This is a genomic window from Prosthecobacter fusiformis (assembly GCF_004364345.1).
Classification (GTDB): Bacteria; Verrucomicrobiota; Verrucomicrobiia; order Verrucomicrobiales; family Verrucomicrobiaceae; genus Prosthecobacter; species Prosthecobacter fusiformis.
Window position 1 is genome coordinate 41,773 of sequence record NZ_SOCA01000008.1, and the last position, 18,077, is coordinate 59,849.

The following is an 18,077-nucleotide window of genomic DNA, read 5'->3' on the forward strand; positions in this document are numbered from 1 at the left end:
GGGTGAATCTGCACCCGCATCTGCACGCAAACTTGAGCCCTTACCCACCTTGCGGCAGCTTAAACAGGATCTCGCCACCCCGGATCTTATTAGCCGCATCCGCAGGCAGCGGTGGCAGTTGGAAATTCCCGGCACCGATGACCCCATCCGTATCCGTGACCGGCGGCTGACGCAGCACCCCAGTGAAGGGCACCGTGCGCTTCACCACCTTCGTCGCACTCGCATTGGCAGTCGTCGGCGCAGGCACCACATCAGACACAGAGAAGCTACCTTTAAAAGCACCCGTGGCCGGAGTGAACGTCACCGCCCACTTCGTCGGATTTGCAGGCACCAATGCTGGCAGCGTCACCAGGACTTTGTTCGTCGTTTGCAGCTGAACCTCCGTCGGCAGCGTAGCGAAGCCGTCTGTATCAAAATTACTGTGCTCCACCTCGATCTTGGCATCCACACCCAGTCCCAACCGTTGGGAAAGAGGAATGGCCGTTACATTTCTGGAGGCAGCCACCGGAGGCAGCCACGGATCCAGGGTAAACTGTGAGTTCAAAGGACCGAAACCCAGGGGATAAGACTTGTCATTGCCACCTGGCTCTTTTTTCCAGACGAACTTGGCCTCAGAATCATAGTCCACGTATTTGCGCCCGGAGAGCGTCGGATGATCTTCCAGTGAGATCTGCCCGGCCACAAAACTGTCCACCCGCTTATAGGGAATCAAGAACAGGCGATACCCGGCATCATAGTCAGCCGCCAGCGAGGCCGTGAGCACCGTGCCATCCGCCAGCATCCCGGCGATTTTCATCAGCCCTTTCGCATCAATGCTCACCGTCGCCTGCCCATAGCCGCCAGGCAGGACATCCGCAGAGACATTGATCTCCTCCCCAGGATCCAGCACCAAGGTATGCGCCCCCACATGGGAAAGCGTCTGCCCCTTGAGCAGCACCAGCAGTTCCTTCCCGGTTGTCGTCGAGCCGAGAGGCACTTCCACCAGGCCGTCCATAACGACCAAGTTTGCCTCAAACACGCCTTCCAGGCGCAGCGTAAAGTTCAGTCTGTATTCGGTCGTCCCTTTCTTGAACACCGATGAGCCAGTCACTTCTTCATCATCAGGATCAATGGTCAGATCGCCTTTAAAGGACAAAGCCGCCAGCTCCCGCGCCATCGTCACCTTGCCGCTGAAGGTCTTGCTCGTATTGACCACCGTCATCTCCAGCTTGGCGCAGGGCAGTGTGTCACTGCCCGTCAAAAGAGCCTCATATTGACCGCCAAATCCATCCACCGTCAGCGTCCCGGGCACATAGACGAAGGCATAGTTCACGGCCACCGCTCCGGCCGCTTTGATGGGGTAAAGTCCGCCGGGGCTGGCCTCCTTGGCCGTCGTCGTCACCGTCGGTGCCTTCACGGCAGGGCTGGCCTGCGGATCAGCAAAGATGGTGTCTTTTGAATCCCCCGGCATAAAGCCACTGTACGACAGTGTCAGCTCAGGATTGACCGATCCCACCAGCTTGCGCTGGTCGTCCGCTTTCACGAAAAGCGGGGCCTTGTTGACTGTCAGGCTTCCGGTCTTCCGCACCGTACCGGCAGTCGCCACGATGGCATACTTACCGGCCTTGACCGGCGGATTTGGGCTGCCTGCATAAGTGATCGTCACTTCCGTCTCTTCATCCACGCCTGTATAGCCCACCACACGCGGTGTCCCATCATAGGTCTGCACCAGATTTGTCATCGTCAGGGCAGCGGGGCTGACCAGGATTTTGATTGTCTTGGCCACACTTTTCGCGGGCAGGTAGGCAGCCGTACCAGCTTGGCTGGCCGTGATTTTCACCGTCCCCACAGCATCCAGACGCAGGGTCGTCGGCCCAGTCATCGTCCCTGGCCCGTCTGTCACAGTATAAGTCAGTGGCAGGCCAGAATTGCAATAGCCTGTCAGCTCCAACGTTTCATCATCCAGATAGACACTGGCGGGTGCCACCCAAGTGATGGTCTGGGCAGTCTTCACCACCGGAGTATTCCCGCTCATGAAAAAGCTCTGCGTCACAGGTGCTGCCGCTGCCCAGAGGTTATTCCCCGCCTGCTTCGCACGGATCGTCACCGCGCCGCTGGCCCCCTTCGGAGTCACCGTCGCACCTTCCAGAGTCACAGGACCAGATAGCAGTTCAAATTCCACCGGCAGACCGGAAGAAGCCGTCGCCGTCAGGGTGAAGTCACCATCCGCCACTAGGCGATCCGCCAGTGCTGCAAAGGTGATGCTCTGGGGTTCCGGGACAGGCGGGATGTCCAGGGCTTCAAAGCTCTGCACCACATCCACAGCCGCCGCATAGTTATCGTCCCCCGCCAGGCTCGCCACCAGGGTCACTTCGCCCACCGTGCCATCCAGAGTCAGCGTATTCCCATCCAAAGTTGCCGGACCAGACTGCTTCGTGATCGTCACCGGCCGCCCTGAGCTTGAAGTCGCACTCACCGTAAACGGCACACGGTACATCGACTGGTCACCAATCGTCGCAAAGGTGATCGTCTGGGGAGTCTTCGCCACCGTGAAGGTATGCACCACCGGCGTCGCCGCCGCGAAGTCATCATTCCCCGCCTGCGTCGCCGTCAGCGTCACCTCTCCCGCCCCGGTGATCGTCACCTTATTGCCGGAGATTATCGCAGGATCCCCATCCGCCACTTCCACCGTTACCGGCAGTCCTGAACTGGAAGTCGCCGTGAAAGTAAAAGTATTCGCCGCCGGGTTAAACGTCCGGTCCGCCGGTTCTGCAAACGTGATCGTTTGTGGTGGCAGCAGTCCGTTCTTGGATTCAAACGCTCCACCTCCTAGAATGACAAACCGGTTCCTCGGCTGCCCATTGTAAGTGGTGAAAGCACCCCCGGCATAAATGCGACCTTGCGCGTCTATAGCCAACGCTTTGACCGAGTTGTTGAAGCCTGTGCCGATGTTGAATGAAGAGTCCACCGTGCCATCCACCGCAGCACGGTAAAGATGGTTGGTAAAACCTAGAAAAGTCCCAAAACTGGTGTTGAACAAACCCCCAATAATCAGTTTTCCATCTTCTTGCTGGACCGAAGCATAAACGAGCTGCCCCGGATTCGGGGTGAAGCCTAGCTGCGTCCCATTGGTAGCATGGTATCGCTGCCCATACACGCCAGGAGCATTCTGACCTGCAAAGATGCTCCCATCTTTCAATTCATTGAAATGCAGACCGGATTTCCCGAGACCCGCAGAAGCAAAGGCCGGATCAAGGTTACCATTTGAAGACACCAGAAAAACGCCAACTCCCGCCCCGAATGTGCCCCATGCGTTATTGCTAGCACCAATCAAAAGTTTGGTTCCTCTCAACATCAAGGCGAAGACTTCACCGTTGTCATTGATTTTGGATTTAAAGCCCGTGTCCCGGACACCCGTATTACCCAGCCTCACAACGGCACGCACATCTGCTGTAGTGACCCCACCGACATTTTCAAAATCTCCACCAACATATACACTTCCATTCCCAAGAGGTGCTAGAGCATTCACAGACCCCAATTGTGGCCCTGTCGTGGCCGTGTTAAACGTCGTATCCAAAACCCCGGATGAAGTGAAACGAGCTACCCGTCCCAACTGCGTGGTCACTCCGCCAATGGTCACACTTGTAAAGTCTCCACCCACAAAAATCTGGCCAGCCGCGTTTACCGCAATGGCTCTGACATTATTGTTAAAACTAGGGGTGAAATTAGGATCAAGAGTTCCGTCGGCCAAGAAGCGTGCCAGCCGTCCACGCGGCTGTGGCGTTCCGCCATCGACACGCACCTCGGTGAATCCGCCGCCCACCAAATAAGACCCATCAGGATACATGTGGATCGCGCTCACCTCATCGTTTCCGCCGTTAAAAGTGGGCTGAGGCCTGTCCTTCGACAGTCCCCCAGGCCTTTTTTCCACGGTCAAAATCGCCTCGGTGGTCATCACGCTTTCGTTATCCTCCGTGATACGCAGCTTGTAAGGTCCTGCACGGCTAAAGGTCACGTCAGAAATTGTCAACGTAGGAGAGGTCGCCCCCTCAATACCATTGCCATTCTCCACCATCGTCGTTCCGTAAAACCATTGGTAATAGAGTGTCCCTGCTCCCGTTCCCCCTCCTGTAAAAGTCACATCAGATCCATATTCCACGGACGTACTTTCTGGATTGTCATTCACCGTTGGTGCCGCCTGGATCTGGCAATTTGCCAGCATTCCAAAGACTAAAGTGAATATCAGCAGGAAGGTAGAGTGCCGAGCACGAGAAGTTGCCATAGTTGAGAAAGTTGGGGTGTGTAACTTGGTCTCTATAGCAACGTTTTTTTCGGATGCAACTTACAGTCTAACTACTTATTTAACATCATCTGTAAACTAACTGTAACCTTACCTCTGACTTAGAGTATAAACCGAGCATTCTGCAATAAAATGACAAAATCACACTACCTTTGGTGACATATAAAAAGATTCGCCTATGCTATTTGCATGAGAAACATTTTTCAGCGGCTCCTAGCAAGCATCTCACCCTCCTTTGATGGCGAACAACGGCGTGGCATTGGCTGCCATCCGCGCGTCATCATGGCCCTGCTCATCATTGGCGGCACGCTCGCTTATCATTACTTGGGCACCACGGAGTATGAGAATGAATTCACCGGTCGCACGCAGCGCCTAGCCTTTGCCACGCCGGAAGAAGAAATCGCCCTTGGCTTGCAGTCCGCACCCATGATGATCCGCGAGATGGGTGGCCAGTCACGCGATGCGAAAGCGCAGGCCCAGGTGGACCGCGTGGGTGCCAAGCTGGTGCAGAGTACCCTCGCTCGGCAGACACCTTATCGCTTTGAATTTCACCTGCTCGCCGATACCCAGACCATCAATGCCTTCGCCCTTCCGGGCGGACAGATCTTCATCACGGAGGCTCTCTATCGCCTCTTTAAAAATGAGGACCAACTCGCAGGTGTCCTCGGACACGAGATCGGCCATGTGGTGGGCCGTCATTCCAATGAACAAATGGCCACGACCAAGCTCTGGCAAGGACTGGCCCAGGGTGCAGGCGTTCTCCTTTCCGATGGCCAAAGCAGCGCCGGTCATCAAATCGCCAACATGGTGGCCAACATGCGTGTGATGAAATATGGCCGCGATGATGAACTGGAGTCCGACGCCCTCGGCATCCGCTTCCTCATTGATGCCGGATACGATCCCGAAGCCATGATCGGCGTCATGGACATCCTGGCCAGCGCCTCCAAAGGCAGCGGCCAGCCTGAATTCATGAGCACCCATCCCGCGCCAGAAAACCGCGCCGAGCGTATTCGCCAACTCATCGCCGAATACCGGAAAAAAGGCTGAGCATATCGAGAGCTTCTTCATCATCGACCTGCCGCACCATGCCCAAACGTGTACTCTGCCTGCTAACCGATCACTTTGAAGAGATCGAAGCCATTACGCCCGTGGACCTCCTGCGCCGCGCCGGGGTGGAGGTCGTGATGGCCTCTATGCGCGAAAGCATCCAGGTCGTTGGCCGCAGTGGCATCCTCATCAAAGCAGACTCCCATTTCGCCAGCGTGGACCCGACCACCTTCGACCTCCTTTTTATCCCAGGAGGCCCCGCCGTCAAAGCCCTCCGTGAAGACGGACGCGCAGCCGCTTTAGCCCAATCATTCATCAGCGCTGGCAAAACTGTGGCCGCCATCTGCGCTGCGCCCCTGGTGCTGCATGATGCAGGTCTACTGACCGGTAAAAAATACACGGCGCATGATTCCACCTATGAGGAGCTGACAGAGGCGGACCCCGCCCAGGAGGTCGTGACGGATGGCCTCATCATCACTTCCCGTGGCGCAGGCACTGCACTCGCTTTTGGTCTTGCCCTAGTCGCCCAGCTCACCACTCCAGAAGAAGCCGCCAAAGTCGCCCGGGCCATCATGGCCTGATCCTCCAAGCCCGTCCGTCAATCCTTCACGCCGGTTTTTCCTGATCTCGAAATTGAGTCGGTGTCAGCTTCGTCATCCGCTTGAAATCCTTGCTGAAGAAAAACTGGTCCGCGTAACCCACCTGACGTGCGATTTCCTTCACTGGATCATCAGATTCGATGAGGCGGCGCTTCGCCTGATTGATGCGTTCCCTGCGCAACCAGTCGATCGGGCTGGTGCCGATGGCGGATTTAAACTGGCGGCTGAAATGGCTCTCGCTCATTCCTGCCAATTGCGCTAGTTCCACCACCCGGATCGGCTGGTGAAAATAAAGCCGCATTTTCTCCAGCGCCTTCTGCACTGGCATGGGCAAATCTGGACGAATGAGGTCAGGATCCGACAAACGCGCATCAAAAGCCTTGGCAATGATAGCCGCGATGGCCGCATTCACATTCGCCGCATCGCAGGGTCGATTGCCATCCAGATAATCAAAACTGCGTTCAAATTCCACCGCTGCTCCCGTGGCGTCAAATCCCCCCATCACAGGCATGGAGCGCACCTCCAAAAGCTGCGCCAAACGGTCCAGCGACCGCCCCTCCACCCGCACCCAATACACCTCCCAGGGATCTTTTGAAATAGCCCCATACGCATGAGGATGATGGCAGTTCACCCACACAAGATCTTGTGGCCCCACCTCATGCCGCCGCCCGGCCACCTGCACCCACCCCTGCCCGCTGAGGCAGAGGATCAACTCATGCCCAGGATAGGTCTCCCGCTGGATGCGATGCTCCACACTCGCCTTCAAGTGCCCTGCCCTGACCACGGAATAAAACAAGTCCCGCTGCCAGTCCGCCGGGGTGGCATATAAGTTCTTGAGAAACAAAGTCTCTGGAGGCGGTACGTTCATAGCAGTATAATACAACATGAGGGCCGCGCAAATATTGACGGGGGCATGGTTTTTTTTGAGATCGACCTCCTCCTTCCTCCCCAGATCAAAAAAATTGCGTGTGACACTCACGACATCTCCAAGACATCTCTGGCGCTCCCCGAATCAGTGTGCTAAGGCAACCAGTTCCCCCGGTCTCTCCGCCGTGGGGCTTTGTGCTCATGCCTGACTTTGCTACATCCCTCCCCAGCCTCCTCCAGTCCTTCGATCCACGTCTCCGCCAGGAGGCAGAAAGACTTGCCGATGATGATGCCATCCGCGGCCTCGACATTGTCGAAGATGAAGTCCTTGCCGAAGTCGTCCTGGATGACCGGCGGGTAAACGTCCGCTGGGCTTTGGAAAACGATGCCTGGCAGGCAGAAAGCGATTGTGACGAGGAACCGCTCCATTTTCTGGCCCTGTGCGCCACTCTGGTCGCCTCCCAGCGCCGCTTCGCCCGGCAGACTCAGGGCAGTGCCACCACTCCTTCCCTACCACCGGAAGAAACCTTCCAGCTTGGCCTGGAGCGCCGCCTCGCCCGCCAGCTCACCCCGGAGGAGGAAGGCTACCTCAGCAAGCTGGAAAAACGTTTCCAGCGCGTCCGCCAGAGCGGTCATATTTATGATCAGGACATGGTCCGCCTGCATCCGCGCTGGAGCATCCAGAGCGTGGATCCCCTGGCCCTCTGGCCCGAGCCTCCGGTGAATCTCAAGGAATTCTGGGAATACGTGGCCCTGGCCCTGCATGAGCGCAGCCTGCCCGCCCCCTCCTTCCTCCGCGGCAGCGTGGACATTGATGCCGTGCGTGCCCGCCTCAGCGTCTGGCGTCAGGAGCGCACCCTGCCCCTCTGGCGTGAGCGTATTCGAGATCTCCTGCGCAGCCTCAATGATGCCCCGCCGAAGGGCCGCCGTAGCTGTGATTTCAGGCTCATCATCACCCCTTCGGAAGCCCGTCTGCAAATCCGCTCCAGCGATGACGCCGCCTTCCGCAATGTGGCTGGCAGCGAGCTGGCCAACCTGGAAAATGAATACGAACGCGGTGCCCTGAACCTCCCCGCCTCGGCGGAGCTCCTCCTCCTCGCCTGCATCAGCCAGACCGGGGCCAATCCGGGAGACGTTTGCCGTTTTGACCTGGAGACTCATAGCCGCTGGCTGGGCACCTTGTTCCAACAGCCCGCCCTCCAGGCCCGCCTGCTGACCCTGGATGAAATGCCCTTCCGCCGCGTCAGCGAGCCGCTGACCTGGTCCAGTGAAGAAAACACTGAAACCGGCCAGCTCAATCTCACCCTCATCCAGGCGGATGGCGCTCCCGCTCCGCTGCCTCTCCGCGTCATGCATGGCGCAGAGACCCTGTTCCTGTCGTCGGATTCTGTTTTCCCAGGCCCGCTTTGGTTTCCTGAAGAAACACGCCTGGAAGCTCCTACCGCCATTCCTTTGAATGCCCTGGCCACCCAGGACGGCATCGCCTTTCTGGATAAACTGGGCCTACCCCTGCCTGCGGACATCGCCGGGCGCATCCGCCATGAGCCCCTGCATGTGCAGATCCGCGCCGGATGTGTGGCCCGCTCCCATGCCACCAGCACTGAGCACGCCGTCTTTCAGGTGGAAGCCGCCACTCCAGATGGCACCATCCGCGAGGTCCTCCGCTATGGCGGCTGGCAGCCCACGGAAAACGCACGCCCGGAGGATGATGACCACAGCATCATCTGCCGTGACCGCAGCGCCCTAGCCACCGCTGAGGCCACCCTCCAGGAAATGCGCCCGGTTTATGACCCGGAGTATGAAGGCTTCCGCGTCCGCCTGACCAAGACCTTTCCAGACCAGTTCAACACCTGGGCCAAAGGTCTCCCCGAAGGCATGAGCCTCACCGCCGATGAACGCCTCCAGTCCATCCTGGCAGATCCACTCATCGCCCGCGTCCGCATTGAGGCTTCTCAAACAGCGAACATCGACTGGTTCGATCTCAAGATGGTCTTCGAAGTCGAAGGAGCAGACCTCAAAGCTGCCGATATCCGCCGCCTCATCTCCGCCAAAGGCGGGTTTGTGCAGCTTGCCGATGGCACCTGGCGCCGCGTCAAGCTGGAGCTGAGTGAAGAGCAGCAGGAAATGATGGACCAGCTAGGCCTGGACATGGATGAATTCAGCAATGAAGCCCACCGCCTGCACTGGCGCCAGCTCACCGGCCAGGGGGCCAAAGAGATCATCAATCCCCGTGCCTGGCAGAACCTGACCCAGCGCATGGAGCAGGCAAAGCTGGATGAAAAACCCGCCGTCCCGGAAGGCCTCGGCGTCACCCTGCGGCCTTATCAGGAGGAAGGCTTCCACTTCCTCTCCTACCTTAGTTTAAACAAATTTGGCGGCATCCTGGCGGATGACATGGGTCTGGGTAAAACCATCCAGAGCATCACCTGGATCCTCTGGTTGCGCGCCCGCTATCGCAACGCATGGCCCTGCCTCGTCGTCTGTCCCAAATCCGTCCTCGACGTGTGGGCCACTGAATTTGCCAAAGCGGCTCCCGGCTTGAAAGTGCAGGTCCTGCGTGACAAAGAGGAGCTGGATCTGGAAATCCTCTACAAAGACTATCACGTGATGGTCATGAACTACGCCCAGCTCCGTGGCTGCATCGAGCTGCTGGAATCCGTCAAATGGCTGGCCGTCATCCTGGATGAAGGGCAGCACATCAAAAACCCGGACAGCAAGGCCGCCAAGGCAGCGCGCATGCTCAAGGCGGAAAGCCGCCTCGTCCTCAGCGGCACACCGGTGGAGAATCGTTTGTTAGACCTCTGGAGTCTGATGACCTTTGCCGCCCCCGGTGCGCTCGGTGACCGCAATTATTTCCACCGTCATTTTGACCGCCGTAAAGATGCCAAGGCCAGCGAGCGCCTCTCCGCCCGCCTGAAGCCCTTCCTTCTCCGCCGCACCAAATCCCAGGTGGCCAAGGATCTGCCAGCCCGCAGTGAGGAAGCCATGCTCTGCGAAATGAGCGGCACCCAGGAGCGCCTGTATCGTGAAGAACTGGCCAAGGCCCAGCACATGGTGCTCACCGCCTCCGGCTTTGAAGTCCTCACCCGCAAGCGCTTCGCCATCCTCCAGGCCCTCACCCGCCTGCGCCAGATCTGCTGCCATCCTGCCTTGGTGGATAAAACCGCCGGGGACGATGACAGCGCCAAGCTCACCGCCACCCTGGAGCTCATCGAAGGCCTCCATGCCGAAGGCCACAAGGTCCTCCTCTTCAGCCAGTTCGTCACCATGCTCAGCATCATCCGTGACCGCCTGGATACGATGAAGATCCCGCATTACTGGCTCACCGGCAGTACGAATAACCGCTCCGAAGTCGTCCAAAGCTTCCAGGAAGATGCCGACCCATGCGTGTTCCTCCTGTCCCTGAAAGCCGGCGGCAGCGGTCTGAACCTCACCGCCGCCAGCTACGTAATCCTTTATGACCCCTGGTGGAATCCCGCAGTGGAAGCCCAGGCAATTGACCGAGCCCACCGTATCGGCCAGACGCAGCCCGTCATGGCCTACCGGATGATCACCAAAGGCACGATCGAGGAAAAAATCATGCTGCTTCAGCAGAAAAAAACCCTCATGTCCGCCAATATCCTGGGCGAAGGCGGCTTCTCCAGCACCCTGGAGAAATCCGACTTCGAATTCCTCTTCGGACTGGAAGCTGAGGAAGCTATGAACGCCGAAGACTGAGTGGTCTCATAGGATTGCATTTTGCCGGAACGCATTGGGAAAAGGGGATCAGATATTCCCTTATCCTGATGCGTCTGTGTATTTTTATGCTGAAAACGGGGCTAGGCTGGCTATATTGGTCTGCCCCCCATGAAAACAAATGCCTTTAAATCGGCCCATGGCCTAGCCATGCACCGGATCCATCTGTGCAGCACCTTCGGGGCGCTACTTTGCCTGCTCTTCGCAGGAAACCTTTCCGCCCAGTCCCTCACCTGGGATGCCAATGGCGACACGACCAACGTCATTGATGGTGGCGGCACCTGGAACACCACCAACTACAACTGGTGGGATGGCTCTGATAACGTCCAGTGGGATAACGCAGCCAATAACATCGCCATTTTCGGTAACAATACCGTTGTTGGGACCGATGAAGCGACCTCCACCGTCACCGTCAGCGGCACCGTCAATGCAGGTGGCCTCCGGTTTGCCCGGATTGCAGGCACCTATTCTTACCGCCTCACCGGTGGCACTATCGCCCTCACGGATGGGGCTGTGATTCAGGTCGATGACAATACCACGAGCACAAGTACAGCAGGCCGTCTGACCATCAGTTCTTCATTGTCCGGGAACGATATCTCATTCACCAAGTCTGGTGGAGGCACTTCTTATACGACTTTAAGCGGGAACAATACTTGGACTGGAACCTTGACCCTGACCAGCGGCGGTGGCGGCAGCTTCCTCAACATCGGCAACGTGAATTCCGTCAATACCCTCAGTTCCATTGATGTTCAGTCGGGTAATACTTTGGTTCTGGGATACTCGACAGGGGTCTTGAATACCGCACTCTCCCTGGCAGGAACCGGCATCGGCAATCGCGGAGCTATTCGTTTTGACCGCGTTTATACACTGGACAGCGATATCACCCTGACTGCGAATACCGGCATCTCCGTCAACAATAACACCATCACTGGTACCATCGCCGGGGATATTGGAGAATCCGGCGGTAGTCGTACCCTCAGCATTAACACGTCAAGCATTACTGACGGTGCAACAACAGGTGCCACTATCGTGCTGAGCGGGAACAACACCTTCACCGGCGGCGTTAACCTGACCCGGGGCACTCTGCGGATCGGCAGCACAGGCGCATTGAACTCGGCCAACCCCAATCTCCTTTCCTTCACCAACAGCGCCGAGCCCAAATCCGTCGTGTTGAACGGATTCTCCGTCGCCGTCAGCGGCCTTTCCACCTCAGGCACTTTGGGTTCTGTCACCGTGCAGAACATCAGTGCCACGTCTGCCACCCTCACCATCAGTGGCAGCGCCACCAATACCTTCAGCGGCGTGCTCGCCAATGGCACCGGCGCAGGAACATTGTCGTTACTTAAGACCGGTACGGGCACCCAGATCCTGACGGGGGCCAGCACCTATACAGGGACAACCACCGTCGCCGCAGGCACCTTGAATCTGGACTTTAGTGGCACGGGTGCACCCGCAGCCAACATCCTCGGCAGCGGTACCAGCCTGGTCATGAGCGGCGGTACCCTCACCCTCACCGGAGGGAGCACCACAGCCAATTCACAGACCGTCAACGGGCTCACAGTCGCCGCTGGTCAGTCCACGATTTCTCTCATCACGAATGCCACCGCCCAGGACCTTCTGCTCAATTTGGGAACCATTACAGCTCAGGCAGGAGGCACCTTTAATTTCCTTTTGCCTACAGGCACCCAAACAGTCACCAACGGCATTCGCACCACCAGCAGCAACGATGCCAGCGGTATCCTTGGCACCTGGGCCACAGTCAATGGCACTGAGTTCGCCACCGTGAATGCCAATGGCAACATCGTCGCTTATGACGACTACGACTTAGTCACCGTCCATAGCGCCGGAGCAGGTGCCGTCGGTCCCATCCCCAACGATGCCACCGCCAATATCAAAATCATTGATGGTGGCCAAACCGGTAACATCAATCTCGCGGTCGCCACCGGCACCACCGATATCAATACCCTCCTGAAGACGGCGACAGAAGCAGCCACCATTAACATTGGCACCGGCCAGACTCTGCGCCTTGGCGTGGATGGCATCATCCGTCTGGCTCAGGGTGCGGGCAACCTCACCATCGGCAGTTCCAGTGGTAAACTCACCGCTGGCGGCACCGGCACGGATACCCCTGGTCGCCTAGTTTTTAACGACTTTGCCTCCACTCAAAACACCACCGTCAATGCCACCATTGTGAACAATGGCAGCGGTGCCATCAGCGTCGTCAAGAACGGCCCCGGCAGCCTGAACCTCGCCAATGGCAGCACCTACAGCGGTGGCATAGTCATTAACGGCGGCACCGTCATCATCGGTGCAGATTCGGCCCTCGGGGCCGTACCCAGCGCCGTGGATGCAGACAATCTCACCTTCAATGGAGGCATCCTCCAAATGACCACAAGCTTCAACCTGAATGCCCTGCGTGGCATCACCCTGCTGGAAAACGGCGGCACCATCGATACTGGCACTTTGGCAGGCACTTACAACATGACTTATGATGGAATCATCACCGGGTCAGGCCCTCTCATCAAAAAAACCACCTATCCCGCCGGCACCCAGGCCACCACCGTTTCAGGCACTCTGACCCTGACGGGTGCCAATACTTATACAGGAGAAACCATCGTACAGACCGGCATCCTTGTGGTGTCGAATAATCAGGCACTTGGCTCCACGAGTGGAGGCACCGTGGTCGCCACCAATGGCATCCTGCGTCTGACACCCGGCATTAGAATCACTGGTGAAACCCTCACCATCAACGGGAATGGCAACAATCAAGGAAACCTTCAGGTCCAGGGTGGCGGTGCTGAATGGGCAGGCAATATCATCCTCGCCAACAATGCGGCTCGCATCGGCACCGGCACTGGCGGCATCCTGACTATTAGCGGCATCATCCAAAACGGCGCTGGCACCAAACTCAACATCAGTGCCCAGAATGGAACCGTCATCTTCACCAACGTCAATACCTACACGGGTTATACCGAGATGATCCGGGGCACTCTCCAACTTGGCATCGACAACGCCTTGTCCTCCTCCACCGTCCTTTCCCTCTTGACCAACAATATCGTCACGGAAACCGTAGCCGTGGATCTTTACGGATACGACCTGACCGTCGCCGGCTTGCGTCATGATGTTGTCAGCCTAGTGGACAACCTCTCCATCACCAATTCCAGGCAGAATACCGAAACCGAATCCTTTGAATCGACACTCACCATCGACCAGCCCCTCAACCACACCTATGCCGGCAAAATCACCGGCAACCTGGCCCTCATCAAGGACGGTGTTGGCACCCTGACATTGACCAACACCTACAACTCCACCATGGCCAGTGTCAGCACTTACACCGGCAAAACCACCATCCAGGGCGGCACCCTGGCCCTCTCTGGCCGGGGGAATCTGACGGGCACTCCCTGGATTCAGGTGGATCAAGGAGCCACCTTCAGCATCTCCGCACGTACCAGTGGGGACTATACCCTCAATAACCAGGTCCTCTCGGGCCGTGGCACCGTCAATGGACAGCTCATCCTCACCGGTAGCAGTTATCTCAGCCCCGGTGATTCCAGCGGCCTCATCGCCAATGCGGGTGATGGCCTGGGTGAGCTGACCCTCAATAACGTCACTCTCACCGGCGGCACGCCTACTGTTCGTGCCCTTCTCGAGCTCGGAGGCACCAGCAGTAATCTCGCCAATAATACCTTTGCTGAACTCTCCCTGGCAAGTTCCGGCGGTCTCTATGACAGCATCCAGGTCAATGGTGCACTCGCCCTCAATGCAGGCAGCACCATCAAAGTGACCGTGTCGGATTCCTACGTCGCCCAGGAAGGGGATGTCTTCAATCTCTTCGACTGGGCCAGCCTCGTTCTTGATGGCGATGGTGCTAACGGCAATGCCCCCTGGACCCTGGCCGATCTCGACCTCTCCGAAGCCAACGCTGCCCTCAATACCAACTGGTATTTCGCCACCGACCAGTTCCTGCAACACGGCATCATTTACGTCGTCATCCCGGAACCCTCCCGCGTCCTCTTCCTCCTCTTCGGCCTAACCATCCTAATCCATCGCCGCCGTCGATAAGGTCGCAATTCCGTCCGGCGCTACTTCAACTTCGCCCGCCGTTTGGCCTCTTGGATTTCCTCAACCCCGGCACTCTTGAGAGATCCTTTTCCAGTCTTGGCATAAACCGGCTCTGGAGAAAACCGGTCCTGGATCGCCAGCCCCTCCTTCAGAATCATCTGGGCAAGAGGATGGTTGGCATACTTTGCTTTGAGTGCCGTGTTCATACTAAAAATTAACGCCTCCCTGCCAAAAGACCACCCGGAGGTTTGTCTCTCCACAAGGAGGCGTGCATCAATGCAAAAAGGTAATCTACTTACTTCGCCTTTTTCCATTCCCAGGCTTCACCAAAGAAACCTGCATCGGCGATGCCGCCCGGAGCACGCGTGGTCTTCGGCTGTGTCAGGTCCACGATGGCCCAGTCTGGCAGCTTGGCCACCTGGCGGGCGTTGTTCAAGTAATCGTATTCACGGTAGGTGAAGCTGCTGTTGATGACCACATAGCGCTTTGGGTTCAGCGGATTGGGATACACCAGCACGGGCGCGTGGGTATTCACATCATAGGTCTTGCCATTGGCCACCAGCTTGTCCTTCGTCCATTCGATGGGCAGTTTCGCAATGACTTTCGCCATCACCGCATTGCTCTGTGGATCGCCCCAAAGCACCAGATTGTTCGCGGCGATGTCCGCATCGCTGATGTCCTTGTCAGCCTTGGACAAGGCATCTCCACGGAACTGGCGACGCCATTCGAAGGCCGCGCGCTCCATCTCCGCCTTCGACCATGCGCCTACCTTGTCATTCATCGCCTTGCCTGTCGGGGTCACATTCATGAAGCTGTCCATGAAGGCATCGTCAATCGGCCCGGAAAGACCATGATGCTTGGCCAGTTGGCCCTCTTCCTGCGCGCTCGCCACCTGGGTCCAAGCGCCCTTCACCTGGCGCAAATGCACCTGCCATGAGCGGTCGGATTTCGGCTTGGCCACACTCAGTTCCTTGCCATCAATCTTCACCACCGGCACATCCAGCACGCTGAACGGGCAATGGCCCGCTGGCATGTCCAGGGTCAGCGCCGTGACGTTTTCCGTCTTGAGGGTCACCTCTTTTTCACCCGTGATCTTCGCATGCACGCGGGCCTTTTTCCAGCTCTCGCCCAGACCATCCACGCTGATCCAGTGCATTTTGTTATACCGCAGGAACCACGTGGTGAAATGAATCTCCTCCGGGGTTCGGTCACGGCCCACCGCTGTGATGTCAGCCAGGCGGCGCTCAATCTCGATCAGCGAATCCGGATGCATCTTGTGCGCCGTCTGCGGCCCAATGATGTGGATCATCTCGATGTTCTCCGCCTTCAGGTATTTCTCCATGATGTCGGCGGCCTGCTTCTGCTTATCGATCTCGCCACTGTAGGCAATGGTCGGCGTGTTGAAGAGATTCAGTGCGCTGTCCGTTGCGTTATACCAATGCCAGAGAGTCTTTTCATACTCGGGGATGGCGCTGACATCTTCGGTTTGGAAGACCTTCAGGAACTCAGGTGTCTCGGCAAATCCCGCACCTGGGCTGGCTGCACACCATTTGTCTGAATAGTTCACGGCGAACTGCCAGACGGCCGCGCCTCCCATGCTGAAGCCGCGAATGACCATGCGGTCCTCATCCAGGTTGTAGAATTTCTTGGAGTGCGCCAAGGCCTCAAGAAGGTCGATTTCACCGGCAAATTTGTTGGCGCAGCAGTAGCGGCCATAGAGATGCAGGACGATGGCATTGGCAGGAGTCGCCAGCCCGCTTTGCTTGCGCCGCTGATCCACAAAGGCCAGCTCACTCAGCATCTCGCTGCGGCCATGGCACCACACATCCAGCCGCGTGGCTGCACCGCTGTAGCTTTCTGGAATCACCAGGCCATAAGGCTGGATGGAACCGTCGATCTTGGAGCGATAAGCCCGCACCACCAGGCCCTTTTGTGTCGTCCAGGGGGTCTTGCCCTCCTTCAGTTGCCCCGCACGCAGTTTGCCTTCCGCCAGCGCTTCCTGGGCTGTCTTTAGCTCCGTCAGTTTATGCACTTCCTGATACTTCAGCGCCCAGTCCACGGATTTATAAAAGATCTCCACATCCGGCAGCAGATCCGCCAGCTTCGGATTCTTCGCCTGCGCTTTGGCTGCGGCATCAATGGCGCTGCGCAGTTCTTTCAGGCCTTGCTTCAGTGCATCTGCATCCGCCGCAGGCACCTCGACACCCAAAGGCGGCACAGGCCGCACATCGTCTGCCAGATTGTCCTTCGGTCCATCGGCCAGGGCCAATGCGGGAATGAGTAAAAGAGGGAGGTATTTCATGGTTGGGGAAAACGGGAGAGGGCTACGCTTTACGACGGGTCTTTTTGGCAGGTTTTGTGGCTTTCGCTGGCACGATGAGATCGCAGCTATGGATTTCAAAAGGAGCACCTGTGGCACTGTCAAACTCGGCTGAGGCTTGAAGCCCTGCTTTGACGATATCCACCGCGCTCTCACAGTCATCATAGGCCGTATGCATAGCCCCCAGCGCAAAGTCCCGCCCTGAACCCGCCGCCCAGAATTTATTAAATTGCTGGGCACTGCGGTAAGAGTATAGGGCGAAGATACCATGAGGATTCGCAATCAAACCATAGAACTGCGTCGTCTCATACTCCTCCCCCTTGTCCGCCATCGTGGACATGAAGTACTCCGCCTTCATCCAATGATGCGCATGGCGGAAGGTCTCAAAAATCATGTCCGTGGATGAGAAGTCACGCGGCCGCTCCGGATTAGCAAAGTAGCTGTTCATCACCACTAGGCTGGTGGAGGTGCCCGTCAGCCCCACATAGGTATCCCCGAGCTGGATGATCTTGCTCTTGTTGACGATGTGATGAGCCTTCTGGCGCAGCGAGCCCAGACAGCTCATGGTATCTGCGCCGATGCAGGCGACTCCGTTCTTTTGGGCGACGACGATGGTGGACATGATGGGCCGGGAGTGTGGCAGGTCCTGATTTCCGCGCAAGAGCCATCACGGAATGGATCTTGCGCAGAGGTTGACAGAAACCTTACCTCCGAGAAATCTGCTACCTCGGTCATCAATAAGCCCGCTATGAACATCCCGGAAGCCAAACTCCAGTCCATTCAGGACCAGGTAAACTCCAAAATCCATTGGGATACTGCCGAAGACGAAGTGGCAGATTGGCTGGAGGAAAAACATGGCATCGCCGGAGAACTCGCCACTTCCATGATCACCCAGGCCTTGCGTAAGCGCAGGAAGGAAATTCGCGAGCGCGCTTTTTATCTCCTCATCTTCTCCGCCGTGGGCATGAGTATTCCCGGCAGTTATCTGGCCATGCAATGGATGACCCGGCGAATCTCCCTGTTCCTCACGCCCATTGCCGCCGTGGTTTTCCTTATCTGCTTCGCATCCTTCTTGCGAGCCCTTTCCCGTTTACTTTCCGGGCAGACTGACGCCCCGATTGATCCATAAACCAGACCTGCCATACCCTGCGCGGATCTTGCGCTGACA

The 18,077-nt window shown here is 57.4% G+C and carries 10 protein-coding genes; 5 read left to right on the forward strand and 5 right to left on the reverse strand.

Going from position 1 to position 18,077, the window contains the following annotated elements:
- Positions 1-40: 40 nt before the first annotated feature.
- Positions 41-4,261: an MBG domain-containing protein gene (locus EI77_RS17455; RefSeq protein WP_133796585.1), complete on the reverse strand. Its 4,221-nt coding sequence runs from the start codon at positions 4,259-4,261 to the stop codon at positions 41-43.
- A gap of 207 nt (positions 4,262-4,468) precedes the next feature.
- On the opposite strand from EI77_RS17455, the gene EI77_RS17460 reads away from it, so the two are divergent.
- Both EI77_RS17460 and EI77_RS17465 read left to right on the forward strand, forming a co-directional pair.
- Positions 4,469-5,326: a M48 family metallopeptidase gene (locus EI77_RS17460; protein WP_133796586.1), complete on the forward strand. Its 858-nt coding sequence runs from the start codon at positions 4,469-4,471 to the stop codon at positions 5,324-5,326.
- 38 nt (positions 5,327-5,364) lie between these two features.
- Positions 5,365-5,907: a DJ-1 family glyoxalase III gene (locus EI77_RS17465; RefSeq protein ID WP_133796587.1), complete on the forward strand. Its 543-nt coding sequence runs from the start codon at positions 5,365-5,367 to the stop codon at positions 5,905-5,907.
- Positions 5,908-5,932: 25 nt separating this feature from the next.
- Here EI77_RS17465 and EI77_RS17470 read toward each other — a convergent pair whose 3' ends face one another.
- Positions 5,933-6,793, reverse strand: a complete 861-nt coding sequence (locus EI77_RS17470; protein ID WP_166647333.1) for an AraC family transcriptional regulator — start codon at positions 6,791-6,793, stop codon at positions 5,933-5,935.
- Positions 6,794-6,993: 200 nt separating this feature from the next.
- On the opposite strand from EI77_RS17470, the gene EI77_RS17475 reads away from it, so the two are divergent.
- Together EI77_RS17475 and EI77_RS17480 are read left to right on the forward strand one after the other, a co-directional pair.
- On the forward strand, positions 6,994-10,509 hold the full coding sequence (locus EI77_RS17475; protein WP_133796589.1) for a DEAD/DEAH box helicase: 3,516 nt from the start codon (positions 6,994-6,996) through the stop codon (positions 10,507-10,509).
- Positions 10,510-10,638: 129 nt separating this feature from the next.
- Positions 10,639-14,589: a beta strand repeat-containing protein gene (locus EI77_RS17480; RefSeq protein ID WP_133796590.1), complete on the forward strand. Its 3,951-nt coding sequence runs from the start codon at positions 10,639-10,641 to the stop codon at positions 14,587-14,589.
- Between the two features lie 20 nt (positions 14,590-14,609).
- Here the strand turns inward: EI77_RS17480 and EI77_RS17485 are convergent, their stop codons facing one another.
- From EI77_RS17485 to EI77_RS17495, 3 genes are all read right to left on the reverse strand, one after another.
- Complete coding sequence (locus EI77_RS17485) at positions 14,610-14,795, reverse strand: hypothetical protein (protein WP_133796591.1); 186 nt, start codon at positions 14,793-14,795, stop codon at positions 14,610-14,612.
- A gap of 89 nt (positions 14,796-14,884) precedes the next feature.
- Entirely contained in the window at positions 14,885-16,891 is a 2,007-nt protein-coding gene (locus tag EI77_RS17490) for a prolyl oligopeptidase family serine peptidase (RefSeq protein ID WP_133796592.1), read from the reverse strand.
- Between the two features lie 22 nt (positions 16,892-16,913).
- A complete protein-coding gene (locus EI77_RS17495; protein ID WP_133796593.1) occupies positions 16,914-17,531 on the reverse strand; it encodes an Ntn hydrolase family protein in 618 nt (205 codons plus the stop codon).
- Positions 17,532-17,657: 126 nt separating this feature from the next.
- On the opposite strand from EI77_RS17495, the gene EI77_RS17500 reads away from it, so the two are divergent.
- A complete protein-coding gene (locus tag EI77_RS17500) occupies positions 17,658-18,038 on the forward strand; it encodes a hypothetical protein (RefSeq protein WP_133796594.1) in 381 nt (126 codons plus the stop codon).
- Positions 18,039-18,077: the final 39 nt, after the last annotated feature.